At 56.8% G+C, this 23,475-nt stretch carries 21 protein-coding genes; 16 read left to right on the top strand and 5 right to left on the bottom strand.

Features of this window, described 5'->3' with window-relative positions:
* Positions 1-19: 19 nt before the first annotated feature.
* Together ACQG0S_RS02370 and msrA are read right to left on the bottom strand one after the other, a co-directional pair.
* Positions 20-1,357, bottom strand: a complete 1,338-nt coding sequence (locus ACQG0S_RS02370) for a hemolysin family protein (RefSeq protein ID WP_022646849.1) — start codon at positions 1,355-1,357, stop codon at positions 20-22.
* 250 nt (positions 1,358-1,607) lie between these two features.
* Complete coding sequence (msrA, locus tag ACQG0S_RS02375; RefSeq protein WP_003856057.1) at positions 1,608-2,249, bottom strand: peptide-methionine (S)-S-oxide reductase MsrA; 642 nt, start codon at positions 2,247-2,249, stop codon at positions 1,608-1,610.
* Positions 2,250-2,473: 224 nt separating this feature from the next.
* Here msrA and tamA point away from each other — a divergent pair, with 224 nt between their 5' ends.
* From tamA to ACQG0S_RS02390, 3 genes are read left to right on the top strand one after another with little or no spacing between them, the layout of a single operon-like run.
* Positions 2,474-4,207, top strand: a complete 1,734-nt coding sequence (tamA, locus tag ACQG0S_RS02380; protein ID WP_426749969.1) for an autotransporter assembly complex protein TamA — start codon at positions 2,474-2,476, stop codon at positions 4,205-4,207.
* Positions 4,204-7,980, top strand: coding sequence for an autotransporter assembly complex protein TamB (tamB, locus tag ACQG0S_RS02385; protein ID WP_038415163.1), 3,777 nt, complete (start codon positions 4,204-4,206; stop codon positions 7,978-7,980). The genes tamA and tamB overlap by 4 nt, the downstream gene beginning before the upstream one ends.
* Before the next feature lie 2 nt (positions 7,981-7,982).
* A complete protein-coding gene (locus ACQG0S_RS02390) occupies positions 7,983-8,327 on the top strand; it encodes a gamma-glutamylcyclotransferase family protein (protein WP_045307822.1) in 345 nt (114 codons plus the stop codon).
* Positions 8,328-8,468: 141 nt separating this feature from the next.
* Here ACQG0S_RS02390 and ppa read toward each other — a convergent pair whose 3' ends face one another.
* Positions 8,469-8,999 (bottom strand): inorganic diphosphatase, encoded by a 531-nt coding sequence (ppa, locus tag ACQG0S_RS02395; protein ID WP_006810347.1) that lies wholly within the window; start codon positions 8,997-8,999, stop codon positions 8,469-8,471.
* A 309-nt stretch (positions 9,000-9,308) separates the two neighbouring features.
* On the opposite strand from ppa, the gene ytfQ reads away from it, so the two are divergent.
* From ytfQ to ACQG0S_RS02420, 5 genes are all read left to right on the top strand, one after another.
* Positions 9,309-10,265 carry a galactofuranose ABC transporter substrate-binding protein YtfQ gene (gene ytfQ / locus ACQG0S_RS02400; protein WP_046621030.1) on the top strand — a complete coding sequence of 319 codons (957 nt, stop codon included), beginning with the start codon at positions 9,309-9,311 and terminating at the stop codon, positions 10,263-10,265.
* Positions 10,266-10,367: 102 nt separating this feature from the next.
* On the top strand, positions 10,368-11,870 hold the full coding sequence (gene ytfR / locus ACQG0S_RS02405) for a galactofuranose ABC transporter, ATP-binding protein YtfR (RefSeq protein ID WP_022646854.1): 1,503 nt from the start codon (positions 10,368-10,370) through the stop codon (positions 11,868-11,870).
* 10 nt (positions 11,871-11,880) lie between these two features.
* The gene (gene ytfT / locus ACQG0S_RS02410; RefSeq protein ID WP_426749972.1) at positions 11,881-12,906 is read left to right on the top strand and encodes a galactofuranose ABC transporter, ATP-binding protein YtfT; all 1,026 of its coding nucleotides are present in this window, start codon (positions 11,881-11,883) and stop codon (positions 12,904-12,906) included.
* The gene (gene yjfF, locus ACQG0S_RS02415; RefSeq protein ID WP_023299180.1) at positions 12,893-13,894 is read left to right on the top strand and encodes a galactofuranose ABC transporter, permease protein YjfF; all 1,002 of its coding nucleotides are present in this window, start codon (positions 12,893-12,895) and stop codon (positions 13,892-13,894) included. Before ytfT ends, yjfF begins: the two co-directional genes overlap by 14 nt.
* A gap of 93 nt (positions 13,895-13,987) precedes the next feature.
* Positions 13,988-15,556, top strand: a complete 1,569-nt coding sequence (locus ACQG0S_RS02420; RefSeq protein ID WP_045307825.1) for a methyl-accepting chemotaxis protein — start codon at positions 13,988-13,990, stop codon at positions 15,554-15,556.
* A 39-nt stretch (positions 15,557-15,595) separates the two neighbouring features.
* On the opposite strand, the gene fbp is transcribed toward ACQG0S_RS02420, so the two are convergent.
* Positions 15,596-16,594: a class 1 fructose-bisphosphatase gene (gene fbp, locus ACQG0S_RS02425; protein WP_022646858.1), complete on the bottom strand. Its 999-nt coding sequence runs from the start codon at positions 16,592-16,594 to the stop codon at positions 15,596-15,598.
* 179 nt (positions 16,595-16,773) lie between these two features.
* On the opposite strand from fbp, the gene mpl reads away from it, so the two are divergent.
* The gene (gene mpl / locus ACQG0S_RS02430; protein WP_022646859.1) at positions 16,774-18,147 is read left to right on the top strand and encodes a UDP-N-acetylmuramate:L-alanyl-gamma-D-glutamyl-meso-diaminopimelate ligase; all 1,374 of its coding nucleotides are present in this window, start codon (positions 16,774-16,776) and stop codon (positions 18,145-18,147) included.
* An 86-nt stretch (positions 18,148-18,233) separates the two neighbouring features.
* On the opposite strand, the gene yjgA is transcribed toward mpl, so the two are convergent.
* A complete protein-coding gene (gene yjgA, locus ACQG0S_RS02435; protein ID WP_003856072.1) occupies positions 18,234-18,785 on the bottom strand; it encodes a ribosome biogenesis factor YjgA in 552 nt (183 codons plus the stop codon).
* Positions 18,786-18,880: 95 nt separating this feature from the next.
* Here yjgA and pmbA point away from each other — a divergent pair, with 95 nt between their 5' ends.
* The 7 genes from pmbA (at position 18,881) to ACQG0S_RS02470 (ending at position 23,440) form a co-directional block, all read left to right on the top strand.
* Positions 18,881-20,233, top strand: a complete 1,353-nt coding sequence (pmbA, locus tag ACQG0S_RS02440) for a metalloprotease PmbA (RefSeq protein WP_023299182.1) — start codon at positions 18,881-18,883, stop codon at positions 20,231-20,233.
* 42 nt (positions 20,234-20,275) lie between these two features.
* On the top strand, positions 20,276-20,662 hold the full coding sequence (gene cybC / locus ACQG0S_RS02445; RefSeq protein ID WP_022646861.1) for a cytochrome b562: 387 nt from the start codon (positions 20,276-20,278) through the stop codon (positions 20,660-20,662).
* A 310-nt stretch (positions 20,663-20,972) separates the two neighbouring features.
* Positions 20,973-21,311, top strand: a complete 339-nt coding sequence (locus tag ACQG0S_RS02450) for a PRD domain-containing protein (protein WP_026080657.1) — start codon at positions 20,973-20,975, stop codon at positions 21,309-21,311.
* 10 nt (positions 21,312-21,321) lie between these two features.
* The gene (locus ACQG0S_RS02455) at positions 21,322-21,684 is read left to right on the top strand and encodes an SFCGS family glycine-rich protein (protein ID WP_006810339.1); all 363 of its coding nucleotides are present in this window, start codon (positions 21,322-21,324) and stop codon (positions 21,682-21,684) included.
* Positions 21,685-21,686: 2 nt separating this feature from the next.
* Positions 21,687-21,986, top strand: coding sequence for a DUF4312 family protein (locus ACQG0S_RS02460; RefSeq protein ID WP_006810338.1), 300 nt, complete (start codon positions 21,687-21,689; stop codon positions 21,984-21,986).
* Positions 21,987-22,008: 22 nt separating this feature from the next.
* Positions 22,009-22,785 (top strand): DUF4311 domain-containing protein, encoded by a 777-nt coding sequence (locus tag ACQG0S_RS02465; RefSeq protein WP_006810337.1) that lies wholly within the window; start codon positions 22,009-22,011, stop codon positions 22,783-22,785.
* 13 nt (positions 22,786-22,798) lie between these two features.
* Positions 22,799-23,440, top strand: a complete 642-nt coding sequence (locus ACQG0S_RS02470; protein ID WP_003856081.1) for a DUF4310 family protein — start codon at positions 22,799-22,801, stop codon at positions 23,438-23,440.
* Positions 23,441-23,475 lie beyond the last annotated feature (35 nt).

Here is a 23,475-nt window from a genome sequence, read left to right on the forward strand (position 1 = left end):
CACCGCTGCCCTTCATAAATTACGCCGACACCTTATCTTCCGCATCTGGCAGCTTCGGTACCAGCACGGTCGGTTTACTATCAATGCGCGTTACCAGCAGTTGGTCGATGCGGTAGTTATCAATATCCACCACTTCAAACTTGAAGCCAGAGAATTTCACCGAGTCGGTACGTTTCGGGATCTTACGCAGCATAAACATCATAAAGCCGCCGATGGTCTCGTAGTTTCCGGACTGCGGGAACTCGTCGATGTCGAGCACGCGCATGACGTCTTCAATCGGCGTACCACCATCGATCAGCCATGAGTTCTCATCACGCTGCACAATTTGCTCTTCCAGCCCCTGGCCGACCAGGTCGCCCATCAGCGTCGTCATGACGTCGTTGAGGGTGATAATGCCCACCACCAGCGCATATTCGTTCATGATCACCGCGAAGTCTTCACCGGCGGTTTTGAAACTTTCCAGCGCTTCGGAGAGCGTCAGGGTGTCCGGCACAATCAGGGTGTTACGGATCTGCACGCCGCTGTTCAGTGCCAGGCTCTGGTTTGCCAGTACGCGGTTCAGCAGGTCTTTGGAGTCCACATAGCCGATGATATGGTCGATATCTTCGTTACAGACCAGGAACTTGGAGTGCGGATGCTGCGCCACTTTGGTCTTCAGGCTCTGCTCGTCTTCATGCAGATCGAACCAGATGATGTTCTCACGGCCGGTCATGGAGGACGGCACGGTACGGGATTCCAGTTCGAAAACGTTCTCGATCAGCTCGTGCTCCTGCTTGCGCAGCACGCCTGCCAGCGCCCCGGCTTCCACCACCGCATAAATATCGTCGGAGGTGATGTCGTCTTTACGCACCATCGGCAGCTTGAAGATGCGGAAAATGACGTTCGCCAGGCCGTTGAAGAACCACACCAGCGGACGGAAGACATACAGGCAGAAGCGCATCGGGTTGATGATACGCAAAGCCACAGCTTCTGGCGCAATCATACCGATGCGTTTCGGGGTCAGGTCCGCGAATAGAATGAACAAACCGGTGACCAGCGAGAAGGAGAGGATGAAGCTCAACTGCTCGGCCAGCTCTGCGGACATGTACTTTACAAAGAGGCTATAAAACGCCGGAGAAAATGCTGCATCACCCACGATACCGCCAAGAATGGCGACCGCGTTCAGGCCAATCTGCACCACGGTAAAGAACATGCCGGGGTTTTCCTGCATTTTCAGAATGCGTGATGCGTTGATGTTGCCCTCGTCGGCAAGCAGCTTCAGTTTGATTTTACGGGAGGCAGCCAGCGAGATCTCCGATATCGAGAAAAATGCACTGACGGCAATAAGACAAAGTATTACTAAAATACTGTTTAACATAGTTTATCCGGCTTCTCGCCAGATCCTCAGAAGGGGAGTTGATACCATTCGTGTGAAGACACATTGAACTCAGCTCGTAGCGTTGAGCCGATTATTTCAGCGGTAGTATAGCGTAAAGGCGTGTAAATCTGCCAGAGGTCACGTTTTCGGCAAAAAGTGGCCGGATGAAAAGGCAGTGAGTGGTTAAGTAATGAACTGACACTTTTGCTTACAGGCGCGCCACGCGGCTCGCGTGGCGCTGATGTTGTAATCAGTCCTGCTGTGGAGGCAGACAGACGCCGATGCCGCCAATGCCGCAGTAGCCGTACGGATTTTTATGCAGATACTGCTGGTGGTCGTCTTCGGCATAGTAGAACGGTTTCGCAGTAGCGATTTCCGTCGTGACCTGACGTTTATCACCGGCTGCCTGCATCGCTTCCTGGAAACGCGTCAGGCTGGCGTGGGCCGCAGCCTCCTGCTCAGGGGTGAGCGGATAGATGGCCGAGCGGTATTGGGTGCCGTGATCGTTACCCTGACGCATGCCCTGCGCCGGGTCATGGTTTTCCCAGAACACCTGGAGCAGCTGTTCATAGCTGATGACGCTCGGGTCATACACCACACGCACCGCTTCAGCATGACCGGTCTCACCGGAACAGACTTCGCGGTAGGTTGGGTTAGGCGTATATCCTCCGGTGTAGCCCGCAGCGGTGCTGTACACGCCCGGCAGTTGCCAGAACAGGCGTTCTACGCCCCAGAAGCAGCCCATGGCAAACAGGGCGATCTCCATTCCATCAGGAACGTTTGTCATTGAATGGTTGTTTACGGCGTGTAATGTCGCCACTGGCATAGGGGTGTTGCGTCCCGGTAACGCATCGGCTTGTGATACCAGATGCTTTTTATCAAATAAACTCACGGTGGGGCCTCCGGGGTAGCGTTGTTTCGGTTAAGGTTGTCACGAAGCGTTTAATTGAACACAATAAATGCGATGAATGAGTCTAGATTTAATCATAAGAAATATTTGGGTGTTAGGCCCTTTTTCAACCCGTAATTTGGGTTTTTGGCTTTCAGGCCGTATTTTGCCGCGGAGCGGCACTGCATTTGCTTCCAGGGTGGAAACAGGGATATTCAGGAGAAAACGTGACAAAGATCCGCCAGTTATGTTTAGTCAGTTTAATGCTGACAAGCGGGATTGCCAGCGCGGCGAATGTCCGTTTGCAGGTTGAGGGGTTATCCGGGGCGCTGGAAAAAAACGTGCGTGCGCAGCTTTCCACCATCCAGAGCGATGAAGTCACGCCGGATCGGCGTTTTCGCGCGCGCGTGGATGACGCCATTCGCGAAGGCTTAAAGGCGTTGGGGTACTACGAACCCACCATTGATTTCGATTTACGGCCGCCGCCGGCTAAAGGACGTCAGGTATTGATTGCCCGCGTCTCGCCGGGAGAACCCGTCCTGATTGGCGGCACGAACGTGGTGCTGCGCGGCGGTGCACGCACGGATCGTGACTACCTGGATCTGCTCAGCAACCGCCCGAAAGTGGGCACCGTGCTTAATCACGGGGATTACGATCGCTTTAAAAAATCCTTAACCAGCGTTTCGCTGCGCAAAGGCTACTTTGACAGCCAGTTCAACAAAAGCCAGCTGGGCGTTGCGCTTGAACGACGTCAGGCATTCTGGGATATCGATTACGACAGCGGCGAGCGCTATCGGTTTGGCGATGTAACCTTTGAAGGATCGCAAATCCGTGATGAGTATCTGCAAAACCTGGTGCCGTTTAAAAAGGGTGACTACTACCAGTCCAGCGACCTGGGCGAGCTGAACCGTCGTTTATCTGCCACCGGCTGGTTTAACTCCGTGGTGGTGGCACCGCAATTTGATAAATCCCGTAAAACGAAAGTGTTACCGCTGCATGGCGTGGTCTCACCGCGCACCGAGAACACCATTGAGACTGGTGTCGGCTACTCCACGGACGTCGGCCCGCGCGTGAAAGCCTCGTGGAAAAAACCGTGGATGAACTCCTACGGTCACAGCCTGACCACCAGCCTCAGCCTGTCTGCGCCTGAACAGCAGCTGGACTTCAGCTATAAAATGCCGCTGCTGAAAAATCCGCTTGAGCAATACTACCTCGTGCAGGGCGGCTTTAAGCGTACCGATTTGAACGATACCGAACAGGATTCGACGGCGCTTGCGGTATCACGCTTCTGGGATCTCTCCAGCGGCTGGCAGCGCGCCATTAACCTGCGCTGGAGCCTTGACCACTTTACTCAGGCAAACGTCACCAACACCACCATGCTGCTTTATCCGGGCGTGATGATCAGCCGTACCCGCTCGCGCGGTGGCCTGATGCCGACCTGGGGCGATTCTCAGCGCTACTCCATCGATTATTCCAACTCCGCCTGGGGCTCAGACGTGGATTTCTCCGTCGTGCAGGCGCAAAACGTCTGGATCCGTACCCTCTACGACAAGCACCGCTTTGTGGTTCGCGGCAATCTGGGCTGGATCGAAACCGGTGACTTCGAACGCGTTCCGCCAGATCTGCGTTTCTTCGCCGGGGGCGACCGCAGCATTCGCGGCTATAAGTACAAATCGATCTCACCTGAAAACGAGAAAGGCCAATTGACCGGGGCCTCTAAACTGGCGACCGGCTCGCTGGAGTATCAGTACAACGTCAGCGGCAAATGGTGGGGCGCCATGTTTGTCGACAGCGGCGAGGCCGTGAACGACATCCGCCGCAGCGATTTCAAAACCGGCGCGGGTGTGGGCGTGCGCTGGCAGTCACCGGTCGGGCCGATCAAGCTCGATTTCGCCGTTCCGGTGGGCGACAAAGAAGAACACGGTTTACAGTTTTACATCGGTCTGGGGCCTGAATTATGAGTTTATGGAAGAAGATAAGCCTCGGGGTGCTGATTTTTATCGTATTACTGCTCGGTACGGTGGCATTTCTGGTGGGTACCACCACGGGCCTGCATCTGCTGTTTAACGCCGCGAACCGCTGGGTGCCAGGGCTGGAAATCGGCCAGGTGACGGGCGGCTGGCGCGATCTGCGCCTGAAGAATATTCGTTATGAACAGCCCGGCGTGGCGGTGAACGCGGGCGAGTTTCATCTGGCGGTCAAGCTCGGCTGCCTGCGGGATAGCCAGCTGTGCGTAAACGATCTGTCGCTAAAAGACGTTAACGTGGCGATAGACTCCAAAAAAATGCCGAAGTCTGAGCCTGTCGAAGAAGAGGACAGCGGCCCGCTGAATCTCTCCACGCCGTACCCGATTGCGCTCTACCGGGTCGCGCTGGATAACGTCAATATCAAAATCGACGACACGACGGTATCCGTGATGGATTTCACCTCCGGTCTGCGCTGGCAGGAGAAAAACCTCACCCTGACCCCAACCTCCCTGCAAGGGCTGCTGATTGCGCTGCCGAAGGTGGCCGACGTGGCGCAGGAAGAGATCGTCGAGCCGAAGATCCAGAACCCGCAGCCGGAAGAAAAACCGCTGGGTGAAACGCTGAAAGATCTCTTCTCGAAACCGGTTCTGCCGGAGATGACCGACGTGCATCTGCCGCTGAACCTCAATATCGAAGAGTTTAAAGGCGAGCAGTTGCGTCTGACCGGCGATACCGATCTGACGGTCTTCAACATGCTGCTTAAAGTCAGCAGTATCGACGGCAACATGAAGCTCGACGCGCTGGATATCGATACCAACCAGGGGTCGGTAAACGCCTCAGGCAATGCGCTGCTGCGCGATAACTGGCCGGTAGATATTACCCTTAACAGCGCCCTGAACATCGATCCGCTGAAAGGCGAGAAGGTGAAGGTGAAAGTCGGCGGCGCGCTGCGCGAGAAGCTGGAGTTCGGCGTGAACCTCTCCGGCCCTGTGGATATGGTACTGCGCGGGCAAACCCAGCTGGCAGAGGCCGGTCTACCGCTCAACCTTGAGATTGTCAGCAAGCAGCTTTACTGGCCGTTCACCGGTGAAAAGCAGTTCCAGGCCGACGATCTAAAGCTGAAGCTGAGTGGCAAAATGACCGACTACACGCTGTCGTTCCGTACGGCAGTGAAGGGGCAGGGAGTACCGCCCGCCGATATTACTCTGGATGCGAAGGGTAACGAGTTGCAGGTTAACCTCGACAAGCTGACCGTGGCGGCGCTGGAAGGGAAAACCGAGCTGATCGCGCTGCTCGACTGGCAGCAGGCGATCAGCTGGCGCGGCGAGCTGAAGCTGACCGGGATCAACACCGCTAAAGAAGTCCCGGACTGGCCGTCAAAACTGAATGGTCTGATCAAAACCCGCGGTAGCCTGTACGGCGGCACCTGGCAGATGGACGTGCCGGAACTCAAGCTCACCGGTAATGTGAAGCAGAACAAAGTCAACGTAGAGGGCTCGCTTAAGGGCAACAGCTATCTCCAGTGGGTGATCCCGGGCCTGCACGTGGCGCTGGGCCGCAACACGGCAGATATCAAAGGCGAGCTGGGGGTGAAAGATCTCGATCTGGATGCCACCATCGACGCGCCAAATCTCGATAACGCCCTGCCGGGTCTTGGCGGGACGGCGAAGGGGTTAGTGAAGGTTCGCGGTACAGTGGAGGCGCCGCAGCTGCTGGCGGACATCACCGCCAATAACCTGCGCTGGCAGGAACTTTCCATTGCCCGCGTGCGCGTCGAAGGGGACGTGAAATCCACCGATCAGATCGGCGGAAACCTGGACCTGCGCGTGGAGCGTATCTCCCAGCCGGACGTGAACATCAGTCTGGTTACGCTGGCGGCAAAAGGTAACGAAAAGCAGCACGATCTCCAGCTTCGCGTGCAGGGCGAGCCGGTCTCCGGGCAGCTGCACCTGACGGGCAGTTTTGACCGCCAGGCAACGCGCTGGAAGGGCGTGCTGGATAACACCCGCTTCAGCACGCCGGTCGGCCCGCTGGTGCTGTCCCGATCCATCGCGCTGGACTACCGCAATGCGGAGCAAAAGATCAGCATTGGGCCACACTGCTGGACCAACCCGAATGCTGAGCTGTGCGTGCCGCAGACCATTGATGCGGGCGCGGAAGGACGCGCGCAGATCAACCTCAACCGTTTTGACCTGGCGATGCTGAAACCGTTTATGCCGGAAACCACCCAGGCCAGCGGGGTCTTCAGCGGTAAAGCGGACGTCGCGTGGGACACCACCAAAGAGGGACTGCCGCAGGGCAGCGTTACCCTCTCCGGGCGTAACGTGAAGGTGACGCAGGAGGTCAATGACGCGCCGCTGCCGGTGGCGTTCGACACCCTGAATGTGAACGCTGACCTGCGTAACAATCGTGCGGAACTGGGATGGCTTATTCGTCTGACCAACAACGGTCAGCTTGACGGACAGGTGCAAATTACCGATCCGCAAGGGCGGCGCAATCTCGGCGGCAACGTCAATATTCGCAACTTCAACCTGGCGATGGTGAATCCGATTTTCTCGCGGGGAGAAAAGGCGGCGGGGATGCTCAGCGCCAACCTGCGTCTGGCGGGGGATGCGCAAAGCCCGCAGCTGTTTGGCCAGATGCGGTTAAACGGCGTGGACATTGACGGTAACTTTATGCCGTTCGATATGCAGCCAAGCCAGCTGACGATGAACTTTAACGGCCAAAGCTCAACCCTCAGTGGCTCAGTGCTGACACAGCAGGGACAAATCAACCTGACTGGTGACGCAGACTGGAGCCAGCTCGACAACTGGCGCGCCCGTATTGCGGCCAAGGGCAGCAGGGTGCGTATCACGGTACCGCCGATGGTGCGCCTGGACGTGTCGCCAGACGTGGTCTTTGAGGCAACGCCGAGTCTCTTCACCCTGGACGGCCGTGTTGACGTACCGTGGGCGCGCATCGTGGTTCACGAGGTGCCGGAAAGCGCGGTTGGCGTCTCCAGTGACGAAGTTATGCTCAATGAAAATCTGAAACCTGTTGAACAGAAGAGCGCTGGCATACCGATCAATAGTAATCTTATTGTGCACGTGGGGAATAACGTGCGTTTGGACGCGTTTGGGCTGAAGGCGAGACTCACGGGTGACCTGAAGGTGGCGCAGGATCAACAGGGGCTTGGCCTCAATGGACAAATCAATATTCCTGAAGGGCGCTTCCATGCCTACGGTCAGGATTTGATTGTGCGTAAAGGTGAGCTGCTGTTCTCCGGCCCACCGGATCAGCCGGTACTCAATATCGAAGCGATCCGTAACCCGGAAGCCACCGAAGATGATGTGATTGCGGGCGTGCGCGTGACGGGCTCCGCCGATGAACCTAAGGCAGAGATCTTCTCTGACCCGGCCATGTCGCAACAGGAAGCGCTTTCCTACCTGCTGCGCGGCCAGGGTCTGGATAGCCAACAGGGCGATGGTGCGGCAATGACATCGATGTTAGTCGGTCTGGGGGTTGCACAAAGTGGTCAGGTTGTGGGTAAAATCGGCGAGACGTTTGGCGTAAGCAATCTGGCGCTGGACACTCAGGGCGTGGGTGACTCCTCGCAGGTAGTGGTCAGCGGCTATGTACTGCCGGGTCTACAGGTAAAATATGGCGTGGGGATCTTTGACTCACTGGCTACACTCACGTTACGTTATCGCCTGATGCCTAAGCTATATCTGGAAGCAGTGTCCGGCGTAGACCAGGCACTTGATCTGCTCTATCAGTTTGAGTTTTAGCAATGCGAATATTTGTTTACGGCAGTTTACGAACCAAGCAAGGCAACAGCCACTGGATGACCAACGCCCAGTTGCTGGGAAATTACACAATCGAAAACTACCAGTTGTACAGTCTGGGCCACTATCCAGGCGCGGTTCCGGGGAACGGAACGGTACAGGGTGAGGTTTATCGTATTGATAATGCTACGCTGGCCGAACTTGATGCCTTGCGCACCAGGGGCGGTGAATACGCTCGCCAGTTGATCCAGACGCCTTACGGCAGTGCATGGATGTATGTGTACCAACGTTCGGTCGACGGGTTAACGCTGATTGAAAGCGGTAACTGGTTAGACAGAGACCAGTTCTGAAAAACGACAGCGCCACCGTAAGGTGGCGTTATCGTTTTGCGCCTCTTGCTGATTGTAGGCCCGTGCAAGCGTAGCGCCGCCGGGCGCATCGAAAGGCACAAAAAAGCCCCGACGCGCGGGGCTTAGTATCAGCAGTAAGAATTACTTCTTAGCAGCACGCTCGAAAGAGGCGATGATTTCTGCTTTCGCCGCTTCTGCGTTATCCCAGCCTTCAACTTTAACCCATTTGCCTTTTTCGAGATCTTTGTAGTGCTCGAAGAAGTGGGCGATCTGCGCTTTCAGCAGCTCTGGCAGGTCGTTCACATCTTTAATGTGATCGTACTCTTTGCTCAGCTTGGTGTGCGGTACGGCAACCAGTTTCGCATCTTCACCCGCTTCGTCAGTCATTTTCAGCACGCCAACAGGACGGCAGCGAATGACGGAGCCTGGCTGCAATGGGTATGGCGTTGGGACCAGTACGTCAACCGGATCACCGTCCAGAGACAGAGTGTGGTTGATGTAGCCGTAGTTGCACGGATAGAACATGGCGGTAGACATGAAACGGTCAACGAACAGCGCACCGGTGTCTTTGTCGATTTCGTATTTGATTGGATCTGCGTTGGCCGGGATTTCGATCACAACGTAGATGTCTTCTGGCAGTTCTTTACCCGCAGGGACGTTGAGTAAGCTCATGTCGGTGTCCTTTAAAATGGATGGTAAACAAGTGGCAGGTATTATAGCCAACTGGCGCTGAAAGTCTTCGCCTGTTTTCGACTTATCTCCCTCGCGCTTTCACTTTTCAGACCGTTTCTATGACAGGATAATCCATAAACTCAGCCGCATTTTAAATGTGGAAATGAAAGCGATTACAAACTTGTGATTAACGTTTTATTCACTTTTCTGAAGTGTGATGTAACGCAATCCGTAACATATTCCATTGGCTATAGTTCATCCGCAGAACATCTTTTAACCAACAATAACCTACCCTACGAGGACGTTCATATGTGGAAGCGCTTACTTCTTGTTACAGCAGTTTCGGCAGCCATGTCGTCTATGGCGATGGCCGCACCGTTAACCGTTGGATTTTCGCAGGTCGGATCTGAATCCGGCTGGCGCGCCGCTGAAACGAACGTGGCGAAAAGTGAGGCCGAAAAGCGCGGTATTACCCTGAAAATCGCCGATGGTCAGCAAAAGCAAGAGAATCAGATTAAAGCGGTGCGCTCTTTTATCGCTCAGGGCGTGGATGCCATCTTTATCGCCCCGGTTGTTGCCACGGGCTGGGAGCCGGTGCTGAAGGAAGCTAAAGAGGCTGAAATTCCTGTGTTCTTGCTCGACCGTTCCATCGACGTTAAAGACAAATCTCTCTATATGACCACCGTCACCGCCGATAACGTGCTGGAAGGCAAACTGATTGGTGACTGGCTGGTGAAGCAGGTGGATGGCAAGCCGTGTAACGTGGTTGAGTTGCAGGGCACCGTCGGGGCGAGCGTGGCTATCGACCGTAAGAAAGGTTTCGCGGAGGCCATCGGCAAAGCACCAAACATCAAGATCATCCGTTCTCAGTCCGGCGACTTCACCCGCAGCAAAGGTAAAGAGGTCATGGAAAGCTTCATCAAGGCAGAAAATAACGGCAAAAATATCTGCATGGTTTACGCCCACAACGACGACATGGTGATCGGCGCCATCCAGGCCATCAAAGAAGCGGGCCTGAAGCCGGGCAAAGATATTCTCACCGGCTCGATCGACGGCGTACCGGACATCTACAAAGCGATGATTGACGGCGAAGCGAACGCCAGCGTGGAGCTGACGCCGAACATGGCGGGCCCGGCATTCGATGCGCTGGAGAAATTCAAGAAAGACGGCACCCAGCCTGAGAAGTTGACTATCACCAAATCCACGCTCTACCTGCCGGACACGGCGAAAGAAGAGTTAGAGAAGAAGAAAAATATGGGCTACTGATCAGTGACATTGCCGGGTGGCGCTGCGCTTACCCGGCCTACGATACGCTCATTTGTAGGCCGGATAAGCGTAGCGTCATCCGGCTTAATGCAGGGGGAAACCATGACCACCGAACAACACCAGGAAATCCTCCGCACAGAGGGCCTGAGTAAATTTTTCCCTGGCGTTAAGGCGCTGGATAACGTTGATTTCAGCCTGCGGCGGGGGGAGATCATGGCGTTGCTCGGCGAAAACGGGGCGGGGAAGTCGACGCTGATTAAAACCCTGACCGGGGTCTATCACGCCGATCGCGGCGCTATCTGGCTGGAAGGTAATGCTATTTCGCCCAAAAACACCGCGCATGCGCAGCAACTGGGGATCGGCACGGTCTACCAGGAAGTGAACCTGCTGCCAAACATGTCGGTAGCGGATAACCTGTTTATTGGCCGCGAGCCCAGACGTTTTGGCCTGCTGCGCCGCAAAGAGATGGAAGCGCGCGCCGCGAAGCTGATGGAATCGTATGGCTTCTCTCTCGACGTGCGCGAACCGCTGAACCGTTTTTCCGTGGCGATGCAGCAGATCGTGGCGATCTGTCGCGCTATCGATCTCTCGGCGAAAGTGCTGATCCTCGATGAACCCACCGCCAGCCTCGATACCCAGGAAGTGGAGATGCTTTTTACCCTGATGCGCCAGCTGCGCGATCAGGGCGTGAGCCTGATCTTTGTTACGCACTTCCTCGATCAGGTTTACGAGGTAAGCGACCGTATTACGGTGCTGCGCAACGGCGGCTTTGTCGGCTGCCGGGAAACCCGCGAGCTGCCGCAGATTGAGCTGGTCAAAATGATGCTGGGTCGCGAGCTGGAGACCAACGCACTCCAGCGTGCGGGCCGCACGCTGCTGAGCGAAAAACCGATCGCCGCGTTTCACGATTACGGCAAAAAAGGGACCATCGCGCCGTTTAACCTCGAGGTACGCCCCGGTGAAATTGTGGGTCTGGCAGGGCTGTTAGGCTCCGGGCGCACCGAAACCGCCGAAGTGATCTTCGGGATCAAACCTGCCGACAGCGGAACGGCGCTGATCAAAGGCAAACCGCAAACGCTACGTTCACCGCATCAGGCGTCGTGCCTCGGCGTGGGCTTCTGCCCGGAGGACAGAAAAACGGACGGGATTATTGCCGCCGCCTCGGTGCGGGAAAACATCATTCTGGCGCTACAGGCCCAGCGCGGCTGGCTGCGTCCGATCCCTAAGCGCGAGCAGAACGCCATTGCCGAGCGCTTCATCCGCCAGCTCGGTATCCGTACCCCGAGCGCGGAACAGCCCATCGAGTTCCTTTCGGGCGGTAATCAGCAGAAGGTGTTGCTCTCGCGCTGGCTGCTGACCAAACCGCAGTTCCTGATCCTCGACGAGCCCACGCGCGGTATCGACGTGGGCGCGCATGCCGAAATCATCCGGCTTATCGAAACGCTGTGCGCCGACGGTCTGGCGCTGCTGGTGATCTCGTCTGAGCTGGAGGAGCTGGTTGGCTATGCCGATCGCGTCATCATCATGCGCGATCGCAGGCAGGTGGCAGAGATCCCGCTGGATAAACTGTCGGTTCCGGCGATCATGAATGCCATCGCGGCGTAAGGAGTCATATGTGATGTCCCGTTCTCTTTCGCAAACTGGCGAAGCGAAGCGCCGCTTCAGCTGGCCGACCGGCACGCCGCAAATCGTGGCGCTGCTGCTGGTGCTGCTGGTGGATAGCCTGGTGGCTCCGCATTTCTTCCAGATCGTCGTGCAGGATGGCCGCCTGTTTGGTAGCCCGATCGACATCTTAAACCGTGTCGCGCCCGTGGCGCTGCTGGCGATTGGCATGACGCTGGTGATTGCCACCGGCGGGATCGACCTCTCCGTCGGTGCGGTAATGGCGATTGCGGGCGCCACCGCCGCCTCGATGACCGTTGCCGGGCACAGCCTGCCGGTGGTTCTGCTGGCCGCGCTGGGCTCCGGTGTATTAGCCGGGCTGTGGAACGGCATTCTGGTCGCGGTGCTCAAGATCCAGCCGTTTGTCGCGACGTTGATTTTGATGGTGGCCGGGCGCGGTGTGGCGCAGCTTATCACCTCCGGTCAAATCGTCACCTTTACCTCCCCGAATCTTGCGTGGATCGGCAGCGGTAATTTTCTGTTCTTCCCGACCCCGGTGATCGTCGCGCTGGTGACGCTGGTGGTGTTCTGGCTTTTCACACGCAAAACGGCGCTCGGGATGTTCATCGAAGCGGTGGGGATTAACATTCGGGCCGCGAAAAACGCCGGGGTAAATACACGGCTGATGGTGATGCTGACCTACGTGCTGAGCGGCGTCTGTGCTGCGATTGCCGGGGTGATTGTGGCGGCCGACATTCGCGGGGCGGATGCCAACAACGCCGGACTCTGGCTGGAGCTTGATGCGATCCTCGCGGTGGTTATCGGCGGTGGGTCGCTGATGGGCGGACGTTTTAATCTGCTGCTCTCGGTGGTGGGGGCGTTAATTATTCAGGGTATGAATACCGGTATTTTGCTCTCCGGGTTCCAGCCGGAGCTTAATCAGGTCGTCAAAGCGGTCGTGGTGCTTATCGTACTTATCGTGCAGTCGCCGCGCTTTATCACTCTCATTAAGGGGTTCCGCGGTCATGATAAAACGTAATTTGCCGTTAATGATCACGCTGGGCGTGTTCGTGCTGGGATACCTTTACTGCCTGACCCAGTTCCCGGGCTTCGCCTCCACGCGGGTGATTTGCAACATCCTGACCGACAACGCCTTTTTAGGCATTATCGCCGTTGGCATGACGTTTGTGATCCTCTCCGGCGGGATCGATCTCTCCGTTGGGTCGGTGATCGCCTTTACCGGCGTGTTCCTTGCTAAAGCGATTGGCTTTTGGGGCATTTCGCCGCTACTGGCGTTCCCGCTGGTGCTGATTATGGGCTGCGCGTTCGGCGCCTTTATGGGGCTTTTGATCGACGCGCTGAAAATCCCGGCGTTTATCATCACCCTCGCCGGGATGTTCTTCCTGCGCGGCGTGAGCTATCTGGTGTCGGAGGAGTCAATTCCGATTAACCATCCGATCTACGACACGCTCTCCAGCCTGGCGTGGAAAATTCCCGGCGGAGGGCGCCTGAGCGCAATGGGGCTGCTGATGCTGGGCGTGGTGGTGATCGGGATCTTCCTCGCTCACCGTACCCGGTTTGGTAACCAGGTTTATGCCATTGGCGGCAGCGCCACGTCCGCGAACCTGATGGGGATTTCCACGCGCAGCACCACCATCCGCATCTATATGCTTTCGACCGGCCTTGCCACGCTCGCGGGGATTGTGTTTTCGGTATACACCCAGGCAGGCTATGCCCTGGCGGGGGTGGGCGTTGAGCTTGACGCCATTGCCTCGGTGGTGATTGGCGGTACGCTGCTCAGCGGCGGGGTAGGGACGGTGCTCGGTACGCTGTTTGGCGTGGCGATCCAGGGGCTGATTCAGACCTATATCAACTTCGACGGCACGCTCAGCTCCTGGTGGACCAAAATCGCCATCGGTATTCTGCTGTTTATTTTTATCGCGCTCCAGCGCGGCCTGACGGTGCTGTGGGAGAACCGCCAGAGCTCGCCTGTTACCCGTGTGAATACATCTTTAACAGGGCGATAACATGCTGAAATTGCTTAAACTCTAAACATTTTCCGGTAGCGGTCGATACTCTTTTTTTATGCCCAGAAATATCTCGCTACCGGAAATAACATCATGCTTAAAACGCTATCGATTCGTACCGGCTTGCTCTCTTTACTGGCCGTTATGACCCTTCTGCTGCTGATTGTCAGCGGCATTGGCATTTATGCCCTTACGCAAAGTTCCGCTTCTCTCCAGCGCATCAATCATCTTCAGGGTGAACAGATGGTGCAGCTGAATGCCGGCTATACGCTGATCCTGCGCGCGCGTAACGAAGCGGGTCAGGCCGTCCGCATGATGGAGGTCGGCCTGCTGGACGATGCGGCCAGGGCGGTCAAAACCATTAACCAGGAAGTGGCGCTGGCACAGAAAACGCTCAAGGGCGTGATCGGCGGCGGCGTGGCGGATGAGCAGGGACAAAAGCTGCTGGATAACGTCGCCTCGAGCCTGGCGGTGTACAACCAGCAGGGTATCAGCCCGATGCTGAAAGCCCTGAACGAGCAAAGCGCGGACGGCTATTACGATCTGCTGGAAAGCAAGCTAGTCCCGGTGGCGAAGCAGTTTGATAACGATATGCAGGCGTTCCAGACGTGGAGCGAAGCGCGCGGCAAAGCGGAGGTGAGCGCCGTGCAGGCGAGTAAAACCCGTGTGCTGATCCTGATTATCGTCGCGGCGCTGCTGACGGCAGGCATTATCGTGCTGGCCTGGCTGGTGCTGCGCCATATGCTGCTTAAGCCGCTTTCAGCCTCAATTGCCCAGCTGGAGCACGTAGCGGCAGGGGATTTAACCCACACCCTGAACGCGCCGGCGAGCCAGGAATTTAATCGCCTCAACGCGGTCATCGAAGAGATGCGCCAGTCGCTGATGAATTCCGTTCTGCGGGTGCGTGACGCCAGCTCGCAGATTGATACCGGCAGCCGCGAGCTGACGGCAGGGAACCTGAACCTGGCCCAGCGCACGGAATCCACCGCCACCTCGCTGGAGCAGACGGCCGCCAGCATGGAAGAGATCACCGCCACGGTGAAACTTAACGCCGATAACGCCGGGCAGGCGCACCAGCTGGCGCAGTCGGTCTCCGATACCGCCGATCATGGCAGCGAAATGGTCTGCTACGTCATTGAGAAGATGCGCGACATCGCCGGCAGCTCGGCGCGCATCGCCGATATCCTGAGCGTCATCGACGGCATTGCCTTCCAGACCAATATTCTGGCGCTGAACGCCTCCGTGGAAGCGGCGCGCGCGGGCGAGCAGGGACGGGGTTTTGCGGTCGTGGCGGGTGAGGTGCGCAATCTCGCCAGCCGCAGTGCCGATGCGGCGAAAGAGATCCGCTCGCTGATCAGCGATTCGCAAACCCACGTGAACGAGGGCAGCGAGCTGGCGCAACAGGCCGGTGAGACGATGGACGAGATCGCCACTGAAGTGCTGCGTATGACCAAACTGATGCGAGAAATTGCGACGGCGTCTCAGGAGCAGAGCCGCGGTATTGAGCAGGTTAACATTGCCGTCAATCAGATGGATGAAACGGCGCAACAAAACGCGGCGCTGGTTCAGCAATCCTCTGCGGCAACGCGTTCCCTGGAGGAACAATCGCGCGAGCTGATGGAGGCGATGGCATCCTTCAAACTGACGGCGCAAACGGCATGATAAAAATAGGGGAGCCTGTCGGGCTCCCCTTTTAACGCGTTACGCGTCCGGGAATTCGCGGATCATGCGTTCAACGTCTTCCACCATGTGGTCGTTGCCGACAAAGAACGAACGGCGCTGGTGCAGGCTTTCCGGCACGATATCCAGAATACGCTCTTTACCGTCACTCGCTTTGCCGCCTGCCTGTTCGGCCAGGAATGCCATCGGGTTGCACTCGTACAGCAGACGCAGTTTTCCGTCCGGGTGGCTGGCGGTGCTTGGGTAGAGGTAAATACCACCCTTCAGCAGGTTACGGTGGAAATCCGCCACCAGCGAGCCGATATAGCGCGAGGTGTACGGGCGCTGGGTGGCTTTATCCTCTTCCTGGCAGAATTTGATGTACTTCTTCACGCCATTCGGGAATCGGATGTAGTTGCCTTCGTTGATGGAGTAGGTATTGCCCTTCTCCGGGAAGCGCATGCGCTCCTGGCTCAGACAGAAAACGCCCAGCGACGGATCGTAGGTAAAGGCGTGCACGCCGCAGCCGGTGGTGTACACCAGCATGGTGGACGAGCCATACACCACATAACCGGCAGCAACCTGCTTGCTGCCCGGCTGCAGGAAGTCTTCTTCCGTCACCGGTGTGCCAACCGGGGTGACGCGACGGTAGATGGAGAAAATGGTACCGACAGAAACGTTAACGTCGATGTTGGAGGAGCCGTCCAGCGGATCCATCAGAACAACGTATTTTGCGTGTTCACACCCTTCGAATACGACGATCTCATCTTCTTCTTCAGAGGCGATACCCGCAACGATGTCGCGCGCGCGCAGTGCTGCTTTCAGTTTTTCATTGGCGAACAGGTCGAGTTTCTGCTGAACCTCACCCTGAACGTTCTCGGCACCGCTGGCACCCAGGATATCGACCAGACCGGCCTTGTTGATATCGCGGTGGATGATCTTAGCGCCCAGCTTTATTGCCGACAGCAAAGCAGTGAGCTCACCCGTAGCATGAGAGAACTCGTGCTGCTTTTCGACAATAAATTCACCTAACGTTTTCATAACACTTTCCCTGCATCTTATGTTGAGTAAAGCGGTTGATGTCCAACAATCTTAACAAACATTCAAATATTAGCGCAGAGGTGAATCGCGCCAGCAAAATACGGATTTACCTGAAATGCGTTTCACAGCCGCTGACATGTGAGTAAAATGTGCGCCACATTGAAGAAGGATAGTGACGTATGCGCATTCATATATTGGGGATTTGTGGCACTTTCATGGGCGGACTGGCAATGCTGGCGCGCTCGCTGGGCCATGAAGTGACAGGTTCGGACGCCAATGTGTATCCGCCGATGAGCACGCTGCTGGAGAAGCAGGGGATTTCTCTGATTCAGGGATATGACGCCAGCCAGCTCGAGCCGCAGCCGGATCTGGTGATCGTTGGTAACGCCATGACCCGTGGGAATCCATGCGTTGAAGCGGTGCTGGAACGCAATATCCCGTACATGTCTGGCCCGCAGTGGCTGCATGACTTTGTCCTGCGCGACCGCTGGGTTGTCGCCGTTGCCGGGACGCACGGCAAAACCACCACCGCCGGTATGGCGACCTGGATCCTCGAAGCCTGCGGCTACAAGCCGGGGTTCGTGATCGGCGGCGTGCCGGGGAATTTCGACGTCTCCGCGCGTCTGGGCGACAGCCCGTTCTTTGTGATTGAAGCGGATGAATACGACTGCGCATTCTTCGACAAGCGCTCCAAGTTCGTGCATTACTGCCCACGCACGCTGATCCTCAACAACCTTGAGTTCGATCACGCGGATATCTTTGACGACCTGAAAGCGATTCAGAAACAGTTCCACCATCTGGTGCGCATTGTTCCGGGTCAGGGCCGCATTATCCTGCCGGAGAACGACATCAACCTGAAGCAGACTATGGCGATGGGGTGCTGGAGCGAGCAGGAGCTGGTTGGCGAGCAGGGGCACTGGCAGGCGAAAAAGCTCAACGCGGATGCTTCCGAATGGGAAGTGCTGCTCGACGGCGAAAAAGTGGGCGAAGTGAAGTGGGGCCTGGTGGGCGAGCACAATATGCACAACGGCCTGATGGCGATCGCCGCGGCGCGTCACGTGGGCGTACTGCCTGCGGATGCCGCCAATGCGCTGGGTTCGTTCATTAACGCCCGCCGCCGTCTGGAGCTGCGTGGTGAAGCGAATGGCGTGACGGTGTACGACGATTTCGCGCACCACCCAACCGCCATTCTGGCGACGCTTGCCGCATTGCGTGGCAAAGTTGGCGGCACCGCGCGCATTCTGGCCGTGCTGGAACCGCGTTCGAACACCATGAAAATGGGGATATGCAAAGACGATCTCGCGCCGTCCTTAGGGCGTGCCGACGAGGTCTTCCTCCTGCAACCGCAGCATATTCCGTGGCAGGTGGCCGAAGTGGCCGACGCCTGCATTCAGCCAGCGCACTGGAGTGCGGACGTGGATGTCTTAGCGGATATGGTGGTGAAAGCCGCACAGCCTGGCGATCACATTCTGGTGATGAGCAACGGCGGGTTTGGTGGGATCCATCAGAAGCTGCTGGACGGTCTGGCGAAGAAAGCCGCGGCCGCAGAGTAAAAAAAGGCCCGGTGGCGTTAGCGCTTCCCGGGCCTACATTATCTCTTCTCCCTCTCCCCTTTGGGGAGAGGGCTGGGGTGAGGGGTTTACTCTTCGTTCTCAGACAGCTCGCGCAGATACTGGAAAATCAGACGCGCAGACTTCGGCGGCTTATTCCCTTCTTTCTCTTTCTTCGCGTTACGGATCAAAGAACGCAGCTGCTGGCGGTCGGCATTCGGCCACAGGTTCAGCACTTCAGGTACCGCGTCATCACCTTGCTCGATCAGACGGTCGCGGATCTGCTCCAGCTTATGGAACAGCGCAACCTGCTGGTTGTGGCGGTTCTTAAGTTTATCCAGCGCCTGACGGATCGGCTCAACATCGCGCTGACGCAGCAGTTTCCCGATAAGCTGAAGCTGGCGGCGACGCCCTTCTTTCTTGATTTTCTGTGCCAGTTCAATGGCATCACGCAGATCCTGGTCGAGCGGGATCTTATCCAGCGCGTTCTTACCCAGTTCTACCATTTCTGCGCCAAGCTGTTTTAACTCTTCGGCGTCACGTTTAATTTCACTTTTACTGACCCAGATGATCTCATCATCTTCGTCTTCGATGTCATCACCGGGAACGTCGTCGAGCCAGTCTTCGGGCTGCTTAGTCATGTCAGGCTCCTTAAAAAAAGAGGCTAATGTTACCAGTTAAGACGCGCACTGAAAAACGGTTCTCTGTTAGACTTCACTTAACTCTCTCTTACAGTATGGCATTTGCGATGAAAGTAACCTCACAAGTTGAAGCGCAGCGTAAGATCCTGGAAGAAGCCGTCTCCACCGCGCTGATGCTCGCTTCAGGTAAATCAGATGGCGCCGAAGTGGCGGTCAGCAAAACCACCGGCATTAGCGTGAGCACCCGCTATGGCGAAGTGGAGAATGTAGAATTTAATAGCGATGGCGCGCTGGGGATCACGGTGTATCACCAGAATCGCAAAGGCAGCGCGTCGTCTACCGATCTCAGCCCGGATGCTATCGCCCGTACAGTACAGGCGGCGCTGGATATCGCGCGGTACACCTCCCCGGATCCTTACGCTGGCGTGGCTGATAAAGAGCTGCTGGCGTTTGACGCGCCGGATCTCGATCTGTTCCATCCGGCGGAAGTGACCCCGGATGAAGCCATTGAGCTGGCCTCGCGCGCCGAGCAGGCGTCTTTGCAGGCTGACAAACGCATCACCAATACCGAAGGCGGCAGCTTTAACAGCCACTACGGCATCAAAGTGTTTGGTAACTCCCATGGCATGTTGCAGGGGTACTGCTCAACCCGCCACTCGCTTTCCAGCTGCGTGATCGCCGAAGAGAACGGCGATATGGAGCGTGATTACGCGTATACCATTGGCCGCGCGCTGGGGGATTTGCAGTCTCCGGAGTGGGTGGGAAAAGAGTGCGCCGAACGTACGCTGTCACGCCTCTCGCCGCGTAAACTCTCCACCATGAAAGCCCCGGTCATTTTTGCCAACGAAGTGGCAACCGGTCTGTTTGGTCATCTGGTGGGGGCGATTGCGGGTGGTTCGGTGTACCGTAAATCGACCTTCCTGCTCGACTCGCTGGGCAAGCAGATCCTGCCGGAATGGCTGACCATCGAAGAGCACCCGCACCTGCTGAAAGGGCTGGCCTCCACGCCGTTCGACAGCGAAGGCGTGCGCACGGAGCGCCGGGATATCGTTAAAGACGGCATTCTGACCCAGTGGCTGCTGACCAACTACTCCGCGCGTAAGCTGGGGCTGAAAAGCACCGGGCACGCGGGCGGCATTCATAACTGGCGCATTGCCGGGCAGGGCCTGAATTTTGAACAGATGCTGAAAGAGATGGGCACCGGTCTGGTGGTCACCGAGCTGATGGGGCAGGGCGTGAGCGGTATCACCGGCGACTACTCTCGCGGCGCAGCGGGCTTCTGGGTGGAAAACGGTGAAATTCAGTATCCGGTGAGCGAAATCACCATCGCCGGCAACCTCAAGGACATGTGGCGCAATATTGTTACGGTCGGTAACGATATTGAAACACGCAGCAATATTCAGTGTGGTTCTGTATTACTGCCGGAGATGAAAATCGCCGGGCAATAATCCCCGTAAAAGCGTGATTTATAATAAAAAAGGAAGTGAGCAATGCGTAAACACCTGTTAGCGATCGTCGCGGCTTCAACGCTGGTTCTTGGTTCATCTGCGTTTGCTGCCGATCTTGAAGACAACATGGACATCCTCAGTCAAAACCTGAAGGTGGTGCAGAAAACCGACGATGCGGCGGAGATGAAAGACGCACTGACCAAAATGCGTGAAGCGGCGCTGGATGCGCAAAAAGCGACGCCGCCGAAGCTGGAAAGCAAAGCGGCGGACAGCGCCGAGATGAAAGACTACCGCCACGGTTTTGACGTGCTGGTCGGCCAGATCGACGGCGCGCTGAAGCTGGCGAACGAAGGCAAAGTGAAGGAAGCCCAGGCGGCAGCCGACCAGTTTGCGGCGACCCGCAACGCGTATCACAAAAAGTATCGTTGATAGTCTGGATGAGCGGGGTGCGTTAAGCATCCCCGCTCACACTCTTCTCCCTCCCCATAAGAAAACCTTATCCACATCACATTTCTACGAGCCTGCTCGTAATCTTTTCCACTCCGCTTACCTGTTTAGTGCCGCGTAATAGCGTGATATTCATCACGTAAATCCAGCGATTAATCCAGATTCACCGCATTTATGTGGCACAGATCACTGCCGCGGCTCGCCTTTCCACTTCGAAGTGGAAAACAACTCGCTACAAACAACGCCCCCTCGACGTTAGTTTTATTCCAGAGCCATTAACGGGGTAAGACGAGTGATTAACGGAGCGGTAATGAACGACGTTGGGGAACAGGCGGTGCAAACAGAACAGCTCGCGAACACCATGCTTCAGCAGGTCTACGCCCTGCTGGCCCGGCACAACATCATCCCCAACGCGGTACAGGAGCAGATGCTGACCTCCCACGTTCGCGCAATGGCGCACCGGTCTGTGACCGGCGAGCCGCTGCCGGAGGTTGAAGCAGAGCTGTTCGACGAAATTTCACCAGATTCAATGCAACTTGCCCGTGAAGTGGTAGCGCAGTTTGGCAATCTTCCTGATGAAGAAGCCTGGCTGCTCTCCGTTCACTTCGAAGTCGCGAAAGACAACCTTTAAGGAGCAACACATGGAACAGATTACAGTCGTGATTGGCGATCGCCTGGGTAAAGGTCAGAAAGTGGCTGCGGGTGTGGAAAAAGCCGGCGGACGCGCGGTTGTCGTACCGGGCATGGCAGCGGATATGAAGCTCGGTGACGTGATGAAAGCAGAAAACGCCACCTTCGGGATCTCGTTCTGCGGCAGCGGCGGCGCGGGTGCCATCACCGCCCAGACCAAATACGGCTACAAGGCCAAATACGGCATGCGCTCCGTGGATGAGGGGGTGACCGCTATCAACGAAGGCTGCAACGTGCTGGGCTTTGGCTTTATGGATAAAGAAGAGCTGGGCGAGCGTCTGGTACAGGCGTGGCAGAAGAAATACGGCGCGTAAGCATGAAAGAACAGTTCACGACCACGGTGAGAGTGAAGGGGAAGGGCGATGCCAAAGCGCGCGCCTTTGCCGACGCCCTCAACCACGTACAGGCCGCGGTGATGAAAGCCTCACCGCATATCTTACTGCGTATTGAGCCACAGGATGTGCAGGTTGTTCAGGCGCAAGAAGCGGTGCGAAAAGAAGCGTTTTTGTTCTTCTTTCTGCGTCGGGAAAGACGCACCTACAGCGTGGAGCTGGATGTGACCGTCAACGTGACCGCCATCAATCTCGACCAGGTGGATTTCGTCACGCAACGCTGATTATTCATAAAAGGGCAGACTGATGTTCTTAATTATATTAATAAAATCGCTCATCATTGGCGGCCTGGTTGGCGTCGGTGTTGGAGCCGGGGCTGCACGCATGTTTCATGCGCCTACCACTCAGGGTATGGGCGCGTTTCGTACATTGGGGGAACTGAACTCCTGTGAAGGGGATCCGGCGTCCCACTTCTCCTTTGGGTTAGGTTTCTTCTTTAACGCCTGGGCCTCTTCCGTGGCCGCAGGTGCCTTCACACAGGACGTTGACCACCGCATCATCCCGAACTGGGGTGCTGCTGCACTGATGATCAAAAACCGTAACGTCGGTGAAACGCTGCATGACCCGCGCAAAATGGCGATTGCCTGCGGCATTATCGGCATGATTGTCGTGACCTTCCTTAACCTGACCGCCTCCTCCGTTCCGGCTGCGCTTCAGGTCACCGCCGTGAAGGTGCTGGTGCCTGCCGCGAACCTGCTGGTCAACACCGTGATGCCGGTGATCTTCTGGCTGGCAGCCATCGACGCGGGTAAAAAATCGGGCTTCTGGGCCACCATCTTTGGCGGCGCAGCGCAGCTGATCATGGGTAACGCCGTGCCGGGTCTGGTGCTGGGGATCCTGATCGGTAAAGGCGTGGAAGAGAGCGGCTGGAACCACGTCACCAAAGTGATGATGGCGGCGATCGTCCTGCTGTTTGTGCTGAGCGGCTTCTTCCGCGGCTTCGACATGAAGATGATCGAATCCTTCCATCTGACCGTGCCGAACTGGCTCGACATGATCCACAACTCGCTCAGCGGTAAATAACAGGAGCCTCTAAATGGAACAGAATAAAGGTTTTTGGTATGCCGACTGGTCGTTCCCGATCTTCGTTGGCCTGCTCTCCTCCGGCGTCTTCGCCGGGACGCACATGTACTACCTCTACGGTATCGGCGCGTTTAACGAAGTGGCCTTCGTGGCAATGCTGAAAGCGGGAATCGATACCGGCGTTTACGGCGCGGTGGCGGCGTTCGGCGCAAGCTTCCTGTTCGCCCGTATCATCGAAGGGTCGCTGGTCGGGATTCTCGACATCGGCGGGGCGATCCAGACCGGCGTGGGCCTCGGCGTACCGGCGCTGCTGCTGGGCGCGGGGATCATGTTCCCGGTGACCAACTTTATTGCCTCGCTGATTACCGGCCTGGTGATTGGTCTGGCGATTGGCTACGTCATCATCCTGGCGCGTAAGTTCACCATCAACCAGAGTAACTCCACCTACGGTGCAGACGTGATGATGGGCGCGGGTAACGCCTCCGGCCGCTTCCTCGGGCCGTTGATTATCCTCAGCGCCATGACCGCCTCCATTCCAATCGGCGTCGGTTCCCTGGTGGGCGCGCTGCTGTTCTACATCTGGCAGAAGCCGATTACCGGTGGCGCCATCCTCGGCGCAATGATTTTGGGCTGGCTGTTCCCGGTCGCCCTTTAATACCTGCGGGCGCTTCGGTGCCCGCCTTATCAGGA

The sequence above is a fragment of the Enterobacter cloacae complex sp. 418I7 genome (genome assembly GCF_050030705.1).
GTDB classification, from domain to species: Bacteria; Pseudomonadota; Gammaproteobacteria; order Enterobacterales; family Enterobacteriaceae; genus Enterobacter; species Enterobacter intestinihominis.

Bases quoted from the DNA above. Each gene is read 5' to 3' on its own strand.
- ACQG0S_RS02370 (WP_022646849.1), bottom strand. From the start codon at position 1,357: ATGTTAAACAGTATTTTAGTAATACTTTGTCTTATTGCCGTCAGTGCA.
- tamB (WP_038415163.1), top strand. From the start codon at position 4,204: ATGAGTTTATGGAAGAAGATAAGCCTCGGGGTGCTGATTTTTATCGTA.
- ACQG0S_RS02390 (WP_045307822.1), top strand. From the start codon at position 7,983: ATGCGAATATTTGTTTACGGCAGTTTACGAACCAAGCAAGGCAACAGC.
- ppa (WP_006810347.1), bottom strand. From the start codon at position 8,999: ATGAGCTTACTCAACGTCCCTGCGGGTAAAGAACTGCCAGAAGACATC.
- ytfQ (WP_046621030.1), top strand. From the start codon at position 9,309: ATGTGGAAGCGCTTACTTCTTGTTACAGCAGTTTCGGCAGCCATGTCG.
- ytfR (WP_022646854.1), top strand. From the start codon at position 10,368: ATGACCACCGAACAACACCAGGAAATCCTCCGCACAGAGGGCCTGAGT.
- yjfF (WP_023299180.1), top strand. From the start codon at position 12,893: ATGATAAAACGTAATTTGCCGTTAATGATCACGCTGGGCGTGTTCGTG.
- ACQG0S_RS02420 (WP_045307825.1), top strand. From the start codon at position 13,988: ATGCTTAAAACGCTATCGATTCGTACCGGCTTGCTCTCTTTACTGGCC.
- fbp (WP_022646858.1), bottom strand. From the start codon at position 16,594: ATGAAAACGTTAGGTGAATTTATTGTCGAAAAGCAGCACGAGTTCTCT.
- mpl (WP_022646859.1), top strand. From the start codon at position 16,774: ATGCGCATTCATATATTGGGGATTTGTGGCACTTTCATGGGCGGACTG.
- yjgA (WP_003856072.1), bottom strand. From the start codon at position 18,785: ATGACTAAGCAGCCCGAAGACTGGCTCGACGACGTTCCCGGTGATGAC.
- pmbA (WP_023299182.1), top strand. From the start codon at position 18,881: ATGGCATTTGCGATGAAAGTAACCTCACAAGTTGAAGCGCAGCGTAAG.
- cybC (WP_022646861.1), top strand. From the start codon at position 20,276: ATGCGTAAACACCTGTTAGCGATCGTCGCGGCTTCAACGCTGGTTCTT.
- ACQG0S_RS02455 (WP_006810339.1), top strand. From the start codon at position 21,322: ATGGAACAGATTACAGTCGTGATTGGCGATCGCCTGGGTAAAGGTCAG.
- ACQG0S_RS02460 (WP_006810338.1), top strand. From the start codon at position 21,687: ATGAAAGAACAGTTCACGACCACGGTGAGAGTGAAGGGGAAGGGCGAT.
- ACQG0S_RS02465 (WP_006810337.1), top strand. From the start codon at position 22,009: ATGTTCTTAATTATATTAATAAAATCGCTCATCATTGGCGGCCTGGTT.
- ACQG0S_RS02470 (WP_003856081.1), top strand. From the start codon at position 22,799: ATGGAACAGAATAAAGGTTTTTGGTATGCCGACTGGTCGTTCCCGATC.